The sequence below is a fragment of the Streptomyces sp. NPDC043726 genome (genome assembly GCF_056436565.1).
The window spans coordinates 141336-153754 of sequence record NZ_JBWKCI010000012.1 but is presented as its reverse complement, the minus strand read 5'-3'; the positions used below and the strand labels follow the sequence as shown (position 1 = coordinate 153754).

At 70.9% G+C, this 12419-nt stretch carries 15 protein-coding genes; 5 read left to right on the top strand and 10 right to left on the bottom strand.

Annotated features, from left to right (window positions below; genetic code table 11):
* Positions 1 to 21: 21 nt before the first annotated feature.
* Positions 22 to 1683, bottom strand: a complete 1662-nt coding sequence (locus AC068Z_RS31735) for a DAK2 domain-containing protein (protein ID WP_478563346.1) — start codon at positions 1681 to 1683, stop codon at positions 22 to 24.
* Between the two features lie 257 nt (positions 1684 to 1940).
* Here AC068Z_RS31735 and rpmB point away from each other — a divergent pair, with 257 nt between their 5' ends.
* Positions 1941 to 2126: a 50S ribosomal protein L28 gene (gene rpmB / locus AC068Z_RS31730; protein WP_003993230.1), complete on the top strand. Its 186-nt coding sequence runs from the start codon at positions 1941 to 1943 to the stop codon at positions 2124 to 2126.
* Between the two features lie 81 nt (positions 2127 to 2207).
* On the opposite strand, the gene thiD is transcribed toward rpmB, so the two are convergent.
* Both thiD and AC068Z_RS31720 read right to left on the bottom strand, forming a co-directional pair.
* Positions 2208 to 3002, bottom strand: a complete 795-nt coding sequence (gene thiD, locus AC068Z_RS31725) for a bifunctional hydroxymethylpyrimidine kinase/phosphomethylpyrimidine kinase (RefSeq protein WP_478563343.1) — start codon at positions 3000 to 3002, stop codon at positions 2208 to 2210.
* Positions 2999 to 3967, bottom strand: a complete 969-nt coding sequence (locus tag AC068Z_RS31720; RefSeq protein ID WP_478563340.1) for a thiamine-phosphate kinase — start codon at positions 3965 to 3967, stop codon at positions 2999 to 3001. Before AC068Z_RS31720 ends, thiD begins: the two co-directional genes overlap by 4 nt.
* A gap of 206 nt (positions 3968 to 4173) precedes the next feature.
* On the opposite strand from AC068Z_RS31720, the gene AC068Z_RS31715 reads away from it, so the two are divergent.
* Positions 4174 to 4407 (top strand): Lrp/AsnC family transcriptional regulator, encoded by a 234-nt coding sequence (locus AC068Z_RS31715; RefSeq protein ID WP_003997603.1) that lies wholly within the window; start codon positions 4174 to 4176, stop codon positions 4405 to 4407.
* A 20-nt stretch (positions 4408 to 4427) separates the two neighbouring features.
* A complete protein-coding gene (locus AC068Z_RS31710; protein WP_478563338.1) occupies positions 4428 to 4928 on the top strand; it encodes a DUF3515 domain-containing protein in 501 nt (166 codons plus the stop codon).
* A 64-nt stretch (positions 4929 to 4992) separates the two neighbouring features.
* Here the strand turns inward: AC068Z_RS31710 and AC068Z_RS31705 are convergent, their stop codons facing one another.
* From AC068Z_RS31705 to AC068Z_RS31695, 3 genes are read right to left on the bottom strand one after another with little or no spacing between them, the layout of a single operon-like run.
* Complete coding sequence (locus AC068Z_RS31705; protein ID WP_478563335.1) at positions 4993 to 6150, bottom strand: D-alanine--D-alanine ligase family protein; 1158 nt, start codon at positions 6148 to 6150, stop codon at positions 4993 to 4995.
* Between the two features lie 59 nt (positions 6151 to 6209).
* On the bottom strand, positions 6210 to 7220 hold the full coding sequence (locus tag AC068Z_RS31700) for an NAD(P)H-dependent glycerol-3-phosphate dehydrogenase (RefSeq protein WP_478563332.1): 1011 nt from the start codon (positions 7218 to 7220) through the stop codon (positions 6210 to 6212).
* Complete coding sequence (locus AC068Z_RS31695; protein WP_478563329.1) at positions 7217 to 7981, bottom strand: lysophospholipid acyltransferase family protein; 765 nt, start codon at positions 7979 to 7981, stop codon at positions 7217 to 7219. Before AC068Z_RS31695 ends, AC068Z_RS31700 begins: the two co-directional genes overlap by 4 nt.
* Before the next feature lie 153 nt (positions 7982 to 8134).
* Here AC068Z_RS31695 and cofC point away from each other — a divergent pair, with 153 nt between their 5' ends.
* Complete coding sequence (gene cofC / locus AC068Z_RS31690) at positions 8135 to 8800, top strand: 2-phospho-L-lactate guanylyltransferase (RefSeq protein WP_478563326.1); 666 nt, start codon at positions 8135 to 8137, stop codon at positions 8798 to 8800.
* Positions 8801 to 8805: 5 nt separating this feature from the next.
* On the top strand, positions 8806 to 9009 hold the full coding sequence (locus tag AC068Z_RS31685) for a hypothetical protein (protein WP_478563323.1): 204 nt from the start codon (positions 8806 to 8808) through the stop codon (positions 9007 to 9009).
* A gap of 69 nt (positions 9010 to 9078) precedes the next feature.
* Here the strand turns inward: AC068Z_RS31685 and AC068Z_RS31680 are convergent, their stop codons facing one another.
* The 4 genes from AC068Z_RS31680 to leuC form a co-directional block, all read right to left on the bottom strand.
* Positions 9079 to 9714 carry an HU family DNA-binding protein gene (locus tag AC068Z_RS31680; RefSeq protein WP_478563320.1) on the bottom strand — a complete coding sequence of 212 codons (636 nt, stop codon included), beginning with the start codon at positions 9712 to 9714 and terminating at the stop codon, positions 9079 to 9081.
* A 138-nt stretch (positions 9715 to 9852) separates the two neighbouring features.
* Entirely contained in the window at positions 9853 to 10095 is a 243-nt protein-coding gene (locus AC068Z_RS31675) for an SCO5555 family protein (RefSeq protein ID WP_451721706.1), read from the bottom strand.
* A 278-nt stretch (positions 10096 to 10373) separates the two neighbouring features.
* Positions 10374 to 10967 (bottom strand): 3-isopropylmalate dehydratase small subunit, encoded by a 594-nt coding sequence (leuD, locus tag AC068Z_RS31670; RefSeq protein ID WP_478563317.1) that lies wholly within the window; start codon positions 10965 to 10967, stop codon positions 10374 to 10376.
* A 6-nt stretch (positions 10968 to 10973) separates the two neighbouring features.
* Positions 10974 to 12404, bottom strand: a complete 1431-nt coding sequence (leuC, locus tag AC068Z_RS31665) for a 3-isopropylmalate dehydratase large subunit (RefSeq protein WP_478563314.1) — start codon at positions 12402 to 12404, stop codon at positions 10974 to 10976.
* Positions 12405 to 12419: the final 15 nt, after the last annotated feature.

Below are 12419 nucleotides of genomic sequence, written 5' to 3'. Positions count from 1 at the left end.
AGGAGCAAGCCCCCGGACCGCTTACTCCACGCCGATCAGCAGCAGGGCCCCCTGCCGCCCGCCCCGGTACACCACCGTGTCCACGGCGAGGTGGGTCTCCCGTACGCGGGCCTCGAGGTGCTCGGCGATCCCGTCGGGCGCCTCGTCGCCGAGGACGAGGGTGACCAGCTCGCCGCCGGCCGCGAGCATGCGGTCCAGGACGGTCTCGGCGGTGGCCGTGACGTCCGCGCCGATGACGGCGACGTCGCCGTCGATGAGGCCGAGCACATCGCCGGCCTGGCAGATTCCGGCCATGGTCCACGACTGGCGCTCGGCGAGGGCGACCTCGGCGTAGCGGGTCGCCCCCGCCGCCGAGGTCATCGCCACGACGTCCTCGTCGAACCGGCGCTCCGGCTCGTGCACGGCGAGCGCGGCGATCCCCTGGACCGCGGACCGGGTGGGGATCAGCGCCACCCGGATGCCCTCGGTGCGGACCTGCTCGGCGGCGGCCGCCGCGGTGTGGCGCAGCTCCGCGTCGTTGGGCAGCAGCACGACCTCCCGCGCGTGGGCGCGTCGTACGGCCTGCACGAGCTCCCCGCTCGCGGGCGGCTCCCCCGGGCGCGCGAGCACGGTGGTCGCGCCGGCCTCGGTGTAGAGCCCGGCCAGACCCGGGCCGGGCACGACGGCCACGACCGCGCGCTGGGCCCGCTCCCTGGCCGGCCGCTCGCCGCCGGTGGTGTGCACGTCGCCCGCGGCGAAGTGCGTGATCCGGATCCGGTACGGCCGTCCGGCCTCCACGCCCGCCTCGACGGCGGCGCCGGCGTCGTCGACGTGCACATGGACGTTCCACAGCCCGTCGCCGCCGACCACGACCAGGGAGTCCCCGAGGGCGTCCAGCCGCTCGCGGAGCCGGGTGACGGCCGCGTCCTCGGCCTCCAGGAGGTAGATCACCTCGAAGGCCGGGCCGCCCTCGTCCGGGGGCACCGGCGCGCACTCGGCGGGACTGCCGGGCGCCACGCGCGCGTGGGCCGAGGTGACGGCGGGCTTCTCCCCCGTGAGCGTCTCCACCAGCGCCGCGAGCACCGTGACGAGCCCTCGCCCCCCGGCGTCCACCACCCCCGCGCGTTCCAGCACCGCCAGCTGGTGCGGGGTCGCGGCGAGAGCGGCGCGCGCTCCCTCGTAGGCGGCCCGCGCGACCGTCCCGCAGTCCCCCTCGGCGCCCCCGGCCGCGTCGGCGGCCGCCGAGGCGACGGTGAGGACCGTGCCCTCGACGGGGTGGGCCACGGCCCGGCGGGCGGAGTCGGCGGCCTGCCGCAGGGCCAGGCGGAGCCCTCCCGCCTCGGCGTGAGCCGCGTCACCGTCGGCGGCCAGCACCTGGGCCATGCCCCGCAGCAGCTGCGCCAGGATCGTCCCGGAGTTCCCGCGCGCCCCTATGAGCGCGCCGTGCGCCATCGCGCGGACGGCGTCGGCCAGGGACGGCGCGCTGCCCTCGGTGCTCGCCTCGTGCCCGATGAACACCGCGTCGACGGCCCCCGCCGCCGACTCCACCGTCAGATACAGGTTGGTGCCGGTGTCCCCGTCGGCCACGGGGTAGACGTTGATCGCGTCGATCTCCTCGCGCGCACGTCCGAGCGCCTCCAGCGCGAGGCCGCACCAGGTGCGTACCGCGAGAGCATCGAAGAATGTCTGCGGCACCTGCCCCACCTGCGCCTCCTTGAGCTGCTGGACTGGGACGCAGCGTAGACCCAGGGACCGGGCCCGCCGGAAGAGGGCCGGGAGCGAGGCCCTGAGCAGGCATGGTAGTTTCGTTCTACTGGCGCAGTCGTTGTATGCTGCTCCGGTTGCCCGATCCTGATCGGGCCATTCCCCCTGGCAACGCCACTCAGATCTCTGATCCTGCGATCTCGATCCCGGCCTGCCGGGATCAACCGTAAGTGCATCTGAAGTCTTTGGAGTGACCCGTGGCTGCCAACTGCGACGTCTGCGGCAAGGGGCCGGGCTTCGGCAACAACATCTCGCACTCGCACCGCCGTACGTCCCGTCGCTGGAACCCGAACATCCAGCGCGTCCGTACCGTGGTCGGCGGGACGCCGAAGCGCGTGAACGCTTGCACCTCGTGCATCAAGGCCGGCAAGGTCTCGCGCTGACGCACAGCTAAGCGCGCGGCCACTGCTGGTTCGCTGCACTGAGCCGGTCCACCTTCGAGTGGACCGGCTTTTTGCATGACCTCAGTACCTTCTCCACGCCCAGGCGTGATCCACGGGCCCGATCCCCCCGCCGAGCGCGAACCCGGCCGCGATGGCCCCCGTGACGTACTCCTTGGCGACCATGACGGCTTCCGGCACCGGCCGCCCCTTCGCCAGCTCCGAGGCGATGGCGGACGCCAGCGTGCAGCCCGTCCCGTGCGTGTGCCGGTTGTCGTGCCGCGGCGCGCGCAGCCAGTGCTCCTCGGAGCCGTCCGTGAGCAGGTCCACCGCGTCGCCGGCGAGATGGCCGCCCTTGATCACGACCCAGTGCGGCCCGTACGCCAGCACGGCCGCCGCCGCCCGGCGCAGATCACCTTCCGACTCGACCCGCACCCCTGTGAGTTGGGCCACCTCGTCGAGGTTCGGGGTCGCGACGGTGGCCACCGGCAGCAGCTTGGTGCGGACGGAGTCCAGCGCGGAGGCGGCCAGCAGCGAGTCGCCGTGCTTGGACACGCCCACCGGGTCGACGACGGCGGGCGCGCCGGTGCCGCCGAGCAACTCGGCCACCGCCTCGACGAGTTCCGCGGAGGCCAGCATGCCGGTCTTCACGGCCTGGACGCCGATGTCGTCGGCGACGCTGCGGTACTGGGCCCGTACCGCCTCCACCGGCAGGGGCCAAGCGCCCTGCACGCCCAGCGAGTTCTGCGCGGTGACGGCGGTGATCACGCTCATGCCGTGCACCCCGAGCGCCTGCATCGTCTTCAGGTCGGCCTGGATCCCGGCCCCGCCCCCGGAGTCGGAGCCCGCGACCGTGAGAACCCTCGGTGGCGCGCTCACGACTCGATGTCCCCGCCGAAGTGGTCCCAGCCACCCTTGCTCGTCCACGGAGCCCCGTCGACCGTCACCTGGGGCAAAGCCGAGGGGTTGAGTACCTCGCCGATCACTTTCCAGCGCGCGGGTAGCTTCACGTCCGGCGGGAACGTCGCCACGATCGCGTGGTCCTCGCCGCCGGTCAGTACCCACTGCATGGGGTCGACGCCGACGGCCTGCCCGATGTCGTTCATCTGGGACGGGATGTCGATCGCGCCGGAGCGGATGTCGATCCGGACCTTGCTGGCCTCCGCGATGTGCCCGAGGTCGGCGATGAGTCCGTCGCTGACGTCGCACATGGCCGTCGCGCCGAGCCCGGCCGCCGCGGGACCCGCGTGATACGGCGGCTCCGGGCGCCGGTGCGCCTCCACGAAGGCGCGCGGCGAGCGGAAGCCGCGGGACAGCACGGCGTACCCGGCCGCGGACCAGCCCAGCCAGCCGGTCACCGCGACGAGGTCGCCGGGCTGGGCGCCGGCCCGGGTGACGGGCTCCTGGTTGCGCAGATCGCCGAGCGCGGTGATCGACACCATGATCGAGTCGCCTCGTACGACATCGCCGCCGACCACGGAGGCGCCGGCCACCTGGCATTCGTCGCGCAGGCCGTCCATCAGCTCGGTCGCCCAGGTCACCGGGAGGTCGCCGGGCACGACGAGGCCGAGCAGCAGGGCGGTCGGCACGGCGCCCATGGCCGCGATGTCCGCGAGGTTCTGCGCGGCCGCCTTGCGGCCCACGTCGTAGGCGGTGGACCAGTCACGGCGGAAGTGCCGCCCCTCCAGGAGGATGTCGGTGCTCGCCACGACCCTGCGGTCGGGCGCGGCCACCACGGCGGCGTCGTCGCCGGGGCCGACCCGGACCGCCGGGGTGGTGGTGAGACGGGAGGTGAGCTCCCTGATGAGCCCGAACTCCCCCAGCTCACCAACAGTGCCCTTCATTGCCCGTACGCCCCTTCTGTCCCTGTCCGTGCCCGGTCGCGTGTCTCTACTGTCCTCGATACGGTCGAGGAGACCGTCCCCCACTGTCGTGCCTGTGCCCCGGCGCGGGACCCCCGGCCCCCGCGGGTCTCCCCGCGACGAGCGACGACGCGATACCGTGGCGTTCCTTTTCCCCACATGATCCTCGTGGCCGCCCTGGAGGTTCCGTGGTACAGGCGTACATCCTGATCCAGACGGAGGTCGGCAAGGCGTCGACCGTCGCCGAGACGATCAGCAAGATCCCTGGAGTCATCCAGGCCGAGGACGTGACAGGACCGTATGACGTCATCGTGCGCGCGCAGGCCGACACCGTCGACGACCTGGGCCGCATGGTGGTCGCCAAGGTCCAGCAAGTGGACGGCATCACGCGCACCCTGACCTGCCCGGTCGTCCATCTGTAGCCCCCGTCTACCCTTGGCCGGTGAACTCCTCGCGTCACCGGCTCATCGGTCTGCCCGCGCTCGTCCTGTCGATCACCGTCGCGGGCTGCTCCTCAGCAGACGACGGCACGTCGGCGGCGGTTCCCTCACCGGGGGCCGCGGCCACCGAGTTGTGTCAGAACCTGGACAAGGCGCTGCCCGCGAAGGTGGCCGGCAAGAGCCGCCAGGATCCCGAGCCCGCGTCCGCGCTGACCGCGGGCTGGGGAAACCCGGAGATCATACTGCGCTGCGGTGTGCCGCAGCCGCCGAAGATGATCGATCCGAAGGTGGCCGAGGGGCGGGACGCCGACGCGGTGGCCGGTGGCGTGAACGGCGTGGACTGGCTGATGGAGCGGCAGGAGGGCGGGGCGTACCGTTTCACCTGCGCCAATCGCTCCGCGTATGTGGAGGTGACGGTGCCGGAGGGGGTCGACAGCTCGGCCGTGCTGATCGATCTGGCACCCGCCGTGAAGAAGGCGATCCCCAAAGGGATCGCCGACTGAGCGCCGTATCAGACTGCGGGCCCGGAGGGGGCGGGCCGCGCAGTTCCCCGCGCCCCTGGGTCGGTCATCGCAACCCGGTGGAACGCCGCAGCGCCGCCTGGATCAGCCGGTCCACCAGCTCCGGATAGCTGATCCCGCTCGCCTGCCACATCTGCGGGTACATCGAGATCGGCGTGAAGCCCGGCATCGTGTTGATCTCGTTGATCACGAACTCCCCGTCCTCGGTGAGGAAGAAGTCCGCGCGGACCAGGCCCTCGCAGGAGGCGGCCTCGAAGGCGTCCACGGCGAGGCGCTGGACCTCGGCCGTCTCCTGCGGCGTCAGCGGCGCCGGCACGATGCCCGGGGTCGAGTCGATGTACTTGGCCTCGAAGTCGTAGTACGCGTGCGCCTGCGGCGGCGGGATCTCCGCGGGCACCGACGCCCGCGGGCCCTCCTCGAACTCCAGCACCCCGCACTCGATCTCACGGCCGCGCAGGGCCGCCTCGACGAGGATCTTGGGGTCGTGCCGCTGGGCCTCGGCGATGGCGTCGTCCAGGCCGGACAGCTCGTCGACCTTGGTGATGCCGATCGACGAACCCGCGCGCGCGGGCTTCACGAAGAGCGGCCAGCCGTGCTCACCGGCGAAGTCGACGATCTTCTTGCGGGCGGCCGCCTCGTCCTGCTCCCACTCGCGCGGCCGGATCACCACGTACGGGCCGACCTTGAGCCCGAAGGAGGTGAACACCCGCTTCATGTACTCCTTGTCCTGGCCGACGGCCGAGGCGAGCACGCCCGAGCCCACGTACGGGACACCGGAGAGCTCCAGGAGGCCCTGCAGGGTGCCGTCCTCGCCGTACGGGCCGTGCAGGACGGGGAAGGCGACGTCGACCTCGCCGAGCGCCTTGGGCACCGACCCCGGCTCGCTGTAGACGACTTCGCGGTTCTGCGGGTCGACGGAGAGCACCACACCGCCGTCGCTCGACTCGGCCAGCTCCGCGACGTTGGGCGTACGGCGCTCGGTGATCGCCATGCGCTCCGGTTCGTCGGCGGTGAGCGCCCAGCGGCCGTCCTGGGTGATGCCGATCGGCAGGACGTCGTACTTCGTCCGGTCGACGGCCTTGAGGACGGCTCCGGCGGTGACCACGGAGATCCCGTGTTCGGAGCTGCGGCCGCCGAACACGACGGCCACGCGCGGCTTGCGAGGCGGCTGCTGAGGGCTCTGGGGGAGGTTCTCGGTGCTCATATCGGGTTGAGAGTACCCGTTGGTAGTGGCCTGATACAGCGTCGCGGACCTGGCGTCGCTCAGCGTCGTTCGGGCTTCGCGCTGCGCGACATCAGCTCCTTCACCGCGACCACGGGGGGCTTGCCCTCGTGCACGATGGCCACGACCGTCTCGGTGATCGGCATGTCGACGCCGTGCCGGCGGGCCAGATCCAGCACGCTCTCACAGGACTTGACGCCCTCGGCGGTCTGCTTGGTGACCGCGATGGTCTCCTGCAGCGTCATGCCCTTGCCGAGGTTGGTGCCGAAGGTGTGGTTGCGGGACAGCGGCGAGGAGCAGGTGGCCACCAGGTCGCCCAGGCCCGCGAGTCCGGCGAAGGTCAGCGGGTCGGCGCCCAGCACGACACCGAGCCGCGCGGTCTCCGCGAGGCCGCGGGTGATGAGCGAGCCCTTGGCGTTGTCCCCGAGCCCCATGCCGTCCGCGATGCCGACGGCGAGCCCGATGACGTTCTTCACGGCCCCGCCCAGTTCGCAACCGACCACGTCCGTCTCGGTGTACGGCCGGAAGTACGGCGTGTGGCAGGCCGCCTGGAGCCGTTGGGCCACGGATTCGTCGGTGCACGCCACCACGGCGGCGGCCGGCATCCGGGCGGCGATCTCCCGGGCGAGGTTGGGCCCGGTGACCACGGCGACCCGGTTCGGGCCGACCTTGGCGACGTCCTCGACGACCTCGCTCATCCGCATCGCGGAGCCGAGTTCGACGCCCTTCATCAGCGAGACGAGGACGGTGTCCGGGGCGAGCAGCGGTCGCCACTCGGCGAGGTTGCCGCGCAGCGTCTGCGAGGGGATCGCGAGGACGGTGAAGTCGGCGCCGTGCGCTGCCTCGGCGGCGTCGGTGGTGGCCCGCAGGTTCTCCGGGAGTTCGACGCCGGGGAGGTAGTCGGGGTTCGTACGCGTGGAGTTGACGGCTTCCGCGAGTTCGGGGCGCCGCCCCCACAGGGTGACCTGGCACCCCGCGTCGGCGAGCACCATGCCGAACGCGGTGCCCCAGGATCCGGTGCCGAAGACGGCCGCCTTGACGGGCTTGGTCACTTGGCGCTCTCCTCTTCGTGCCCCGTCTGCGCCTGGCTGCGGCGGCGCTGCTCGATCCGCTCCTGGCGGGGGTCGTACGGCGTGACGGGCGCCTGCTCGCCGCGCAGTTCCTCCAGGTGGCGGGTGATGGCCGCCATGATGACCTCGGTTGCCTCCTTCAGCAGCTCCGGGGTCATCTCCTTGTCGTAGAAGCGCGACAGGTCCACGGCCGGGCCCGCGAGGACGTGGGAGGTCTTGCGGGGAAGGACGTTGAGCTTCTTCGCGTACGGCGGCAGCAGTTCGTTGGCGCCCCACTGCGCGACCGGGATCACCGGGCACCTGGTCTGCAGAGCCACCCGCGCGGCACCGGTCTTGCCGGTCATGGGCCACTGGTCGGGGTCCCGGGTGATGGTGCCCTCGGGGTAGAAGGCGACGCATTCACCGCGCTCCACGGCGTCGATCGCGGCCCGGAAGGCGCTCAGCGCGTCCGTGGTCTCGCGGTAGACGGGGATCTGCCCGGTGCCGCGCATGAAGGCGCCGACGAATCCCTTCTTGAAAAGTCCGCTCTTCGCGAGGAATCGCGGAACACGGCCGGTGTTGTACTGAAAGTGCGCGTAGGCGAAGGGATCGATGTGCGAATTGTGGTTCACCACGGTGATAAATCCGCCGTGGGCCGGAATGTGCTCCATTCCGCGCCAGTCCCGCTTGATCAGTACCACCAGCGGTGGTTTGGCGATCACCGCTGCCAAGCGATACCAGAAGCCGATTCTGCGGCGGGGCACGCGGACACCTTCCTCTAGGGCCTGGGGGCCGCACAAGTGTCGCCCCGGACCGACCGTCTGTCGAGAACACCGTACGCCCCACCCACCGGACCGCCAGATGGCCCATGTGAAAGCCGGGTGACAATGGCCGCGACAAGAGAGGTACGAACGCTCGTGCAGTGGACCTTGGTCATCCCTCTGAAGCCTCTGGCGCGGGCCAAGAGCAGGCTCGCGGACACCGCGGCCGACGGCCTGCGCCCAGCCCTCGCGCTGGCCTTCGCGCAGGACACCGTGGCGGCCGCGCTGGCCAGCGCCGCGGTGCGCGATGTGGCAGTCGTCACGGACGACGCCATGGCCGGCCGGGAGCTCGCGGCACTGGGCGCGCGTATCGTCCCCGACGCCCCCCTGGCCGGGCTGAACGCCGCCCTGGCGCACGGGGAGGCGGTCGTACGCGCCCACCGCCCGGATTCCGCCGTAGCGGCTCTGAACGCGGATCTTCCGGCGCTGCGGTCCATGGAATTGACCCGGGTCCTGGACTCGGCGGCGGAATTCCCCCGCGCATTCCTCCCGGATGCGGCCGCAATCGGCACGACTCTGCTGGCCGCGACTCCGGGAAGGCAATTGATCCCGGCATTCGGCCCGGATTCCCGGGCCCGCCATCACGCTTCGGGGGCGGTGGAACTCCGGCTCGTCGAGGTCGATTCGGTACGACAGGACGTGGACACCGGCGACGACCTGCGGGCGGCGCTGGCCCTCGGGGTGGGTCCCCGTACGGCGGCGGTGTCGGCCCAGCTGTCGACCGACAACGGATCCCCGCACGACCTGCGCGGCGTACGCTGACCGCTATGCAGGCAACCGCATACACGTACGACCCCGAAACCCGCAGCGGCCAGGTCCTCCTGGACGACGGGACCCCCGTCCCCTTCGACGCCGCGGCGTTCGACGCGGGCGCGCTCCGGCTGCTGCGTCCCGGACAGCGCGTGCGCATCGAGACCGAGGGCCCGAAGGACAAGCTCCGCATCACCCTCGTCACGCTGCAGACCCTGTAGGACCCCCGGAAACGCCGCGGGCCGGACTCCCTGGGGAGTCCGGCCCGGCGCGTGAGTACCCGTACGCCCCTACCTCTTGCGGGCGGTGGTCTTCTTGGCGGTGGTCTTGCGGGCCGTCGACTTCTTGGCCGGGGCCTTCTTGGCGGTCGCCTTCTTCGCGGGGGCCTTCTTGGCCGTGGCCTTCTTGGCCGTGGTGGCCTTCGCCGTGGTCTTCTTCGCGGCCGCCGTGGTCTTCTTGGCGGTCGTCTTCTTCGCCGTGGTCTTCTTCGCCGCGGCCGTGGTCTTCTTCGCCGTCGCCTTCTTGGCCGTGGTGGCCTTCTTGGCGGTGGTCTTCTTCGCGGCGGCCTTCTTGACCGTGGCCGAGGCACCGCCGGTCAGGCTGCCCTTGGGCGCCTTCTTGACGGCGACCTCGCCGCCCCGCGGCAGCTTCTTGGTGCCGCTGACCAGGTCCTTGAAGCCCTGACCGGCGCGGAAGCGCGGAACGGAGGTCTTCTTGACCCGAACCCGCTCGCCCGTCTGGGGGTTGCGGGCGTAACGGGCCGGACGGTCGACCTTCTCGAATGAACCGAAGCCGGTGACCGAGACCCGGTCGCCCGCGACGGTCGCGCGGACGATGGCGTCCAGGACCGCGTCGACCGCGTCGGCGGCCTGCTGGCGGCCGCCCACCTTGTCGGCAATCGCTTCTACGAGCTGCGCCTTGTTCACGTCTTCCCCTTCGGAGACATCGCCAGAACGAAAGTGTTCAAGCTTTTTCGCACGTTAGGCAGATATATACCGCAAATCAAACACGAAACGGGCTTATCACCCTTGTGCCGCAACGGACTCGACTGTCTTTGGAGCCCTTCAACGTTCCTCGTCAGGGAATCGATCGGAGAATCGACCCGCGTCGAGGTCCGCGTTGAACGCCTCCAGACGCCTTGCCGCATCGGCGAGATCGTGCTTGGCCGCGGCCGTAATGACCAGCAGCTTCCGGGTCAGCGCCATCCGTACGCCCTCCGGGACTTGCAGTGCGCGCACTCTTGTGTGCGCTTCCTTGAGTTGGTCCGCGACCGCCGCATAGAGCTCGAGTTGGCCGTCGTGTTCCATGCACAGATTGTGCCATCTGGGGCGAGTTGTCGCCTGCTCAGGGTGCAACTGCCGCCTCAAACGGCCGTCCGGGCACCGGCGGGAGCCGTGGACACGAGGACCGGCTACCCCGACAACAGCCCTTGTAACGTGGGAAGTTGAGGGCGCGGACCGAGGCCGGCGGGGGCCGTTCGGGTGCAGAAACGGCTGTACCCCCGATCGGGCTGATCGGGGGTACAGCGGGGGTGTTGGGGTGGCCGAAACTCGACCTGTTCAGTTGCTCCGGAGGGCTCCCGGGGTCACGCCTGGAGCGTCTGCGGCTTGTACGACGGCCGCTTGGCCTCGTAGGCGGCGATGTCGGCCTCGTTCTGGAGGGTGATGGAGATGTCGTCCAGGCCGTTCAGCAGCCGCCAGCGGGAGTTCTCGTCCAGCTCGAAGGAGGCGGTGACGCCCTCGGCGCGGACCTCGCGGTTCTCCAGGTCGACGGTGATCTCGGCCTCGGGGTTCTCCTCGGTGAGCGCCCACAGCGCGTCCACGGTCTTCTGCTCCAGAACCACCGTGAGCAGGCCGTTCTTGAGCGAGTTGCCGCGGAAGATGTCGGCGAAGCGGGAGGAGATCACGGCCTTGAAGCCGTAGTTCTGCAGCGCCCAGACCGCGTGCTCACGGGAGGAGCCGGTGCCGAAGTCGGGACCGGCGACCAGGACCGTGGCGCCCTTCCGCTCGGGCTGGTTGAGGATGAAGGTCTCGTCCTTGCGCCAGGCCTCGAACAGACCGTCCTCGAAACCGTCCCGGGTCACCTTCTTGAGCCAGTGAGCAGGGATGATCTGGTCGGTGTCGACGTTGGAACGGCGCAGCGGGACGCCCCGGCCGGTGTGCGTGGTGAATGCTTCCATGACTTCTCAGACTCCAGCGGGCGTACGGGTCTCGGCGTCGGACAGGTCGGCCGGGGAGGCCAGGTGGCCCAGCACGGCGGTGGCCGCGGCGACCTGCGGCGACACCAGATGCGTACGGCCGCCCTTGCCCTGCCTGCCCTCGAAGTTGCGGTTGGAGGTGGACGCGGAGCGCTCACCGGGGGCCAGCTGGTCGGGGTTCATGCCCAGACACATCGAGCAGCCCGCGTGCCGCCATTCGGCGCCGGCCTCCTTGAAGACGACGTCCAGGCCCTCGGAGACGGCCTGCAGACCGACCCGGGCGGAGCCGGGGACGACCAGCATCCGTACACCGTCGGCGACTTTGCGGCCCTTGACGAGCTCGGCGGCGGCGCGCAGGTCCTCGATGCGGCCGTTGGTGCAGGAGCCTACGAAGACGGTGTCCACCTTGATGGAGCGCAGCGGCTGACCGGCCTCCAACCCCATGTATTCCAGGGCCTTTTCGGCGGCGAGGCGCTCCGAAGCGTCTTCGTACGAAGCCGGGTCGGGGACGTGCGCCGAAAGCGGCGCGCCCTGGCCCGGGTTGGTGCCCCAGGTGACGAACGGCGACAGTTCGGCGGCCTCGATGACGACCTCGGCGTCGAACTCGGCGTCGTCGTCGGTCTTCAGCGTCTTCCAGTACGCGACGGCCGCGTCCCAGTCCTCCCCCTTGGGGGCGTGCGGACGGCCCTCGAGGTAGTCGAAGGTGGTCTGGTCGGGGGCGATCATGCCCGCGCGGGCGCCGGCCTCGATCGACATGTTGCAGATGGTCATCCGGGCCTCCATCGAGAGCTTCTCGATGGCGGAGCCGCGGTATTCCAGGACGTAGCCCTGGCCGCCGCCGGTGCCGATCTTCGCGATGATCGCCAGGATCAGGTCCTTGGCGGTGACGCCGTCGGGCAGCTCGCCGTTGACCGTGATCGCCATGGTCTTCGGGCGGACCAGGGGCAGCGTCTGGGTGGCCAGCACGTGCTCGACCTGCGAGGTGCCGATACCGAAGGCCAGCCCGCCGAAGGCGCCGTGCGTGGAGGTGTGCGAGTCACCGCAGACCACGGTCATGCCGGGCTGGGTCAGGCCGAGCTGGGGGCCGACGACGTGTACGACGCCCTGCTCGACGTCACCGAGCGGGTGCAGGCGCACGCCGAACTCGGCGGCGTTCTTGCGCAGCGTCTCCAGCTGGACCCGGGAGACCGGGTCGGCGATGGGCTTGTCGATGTCGAGGGTGGGGGTGTTGTGGTCCTCGGTGGCGATGGTCAGGTCGAGCCGGCGCACCTGGCGACCGCTCTTGCGGAGGCCGTCGAAGGCCTGCGGGCTGGTCACCTCGTGCAGCAGGTGCAGATCGATGTAGAGGAGGTCGGGCTCGCCCTCGGCGCGCCGGACGACGTGGTCGTCCCAGACCTTCTCCGCGAGTGTCCTACCCATCGCTTTCCCTCCGGC

Excerpts from the sequence above, each read along its gene's own strand:
- AC068Z_RS31720 (WP_478563340.1), bottom strand. The coding sequence starts at position 3,967 with ATGAAGGGCACTGTTGGTGAGCTGGGGGAGTTCGGGCTCATCAGGGAG.
- AC068Z_RS31705 (WP_478563335.1), bottom strand. The coding sequence starts at position 6,150 with ATGAGCACCGAGAACCTCCCCCAGAGCCCTCAGCAGCCGCCTCGCAAG.
- AC068Z_RS31685 (WP_478563323.1), top strand. The coding sequence starts at position 8,806 with ATGCAGGCAACCGCATACACGTACGACCCCGAAACCCGCAGCGGCCAG.
- AC068Z_RS31675 (WP_451721706.1), bottom strand. The coding sequence starts at position 10,095 with ATGGAACACGACGGCCAACTCGAGCTCTATGCGGCGGTCGCGGACCAA.
- leuD (WP_478563317.1), bottom strand. The coding sequence starts at position 10,967 with ATGGAAGCATTCACCACGCACACCGGCCGGGGCGTCCCGCTGCGCCGT.
- leuC (WP_478563314.1), bottom strand. The coding sequence starts at position 12,404 with ATGGGTAGGACACTCGCGGAGAAGGTCTGGGACGACCACGTCGTCCGG.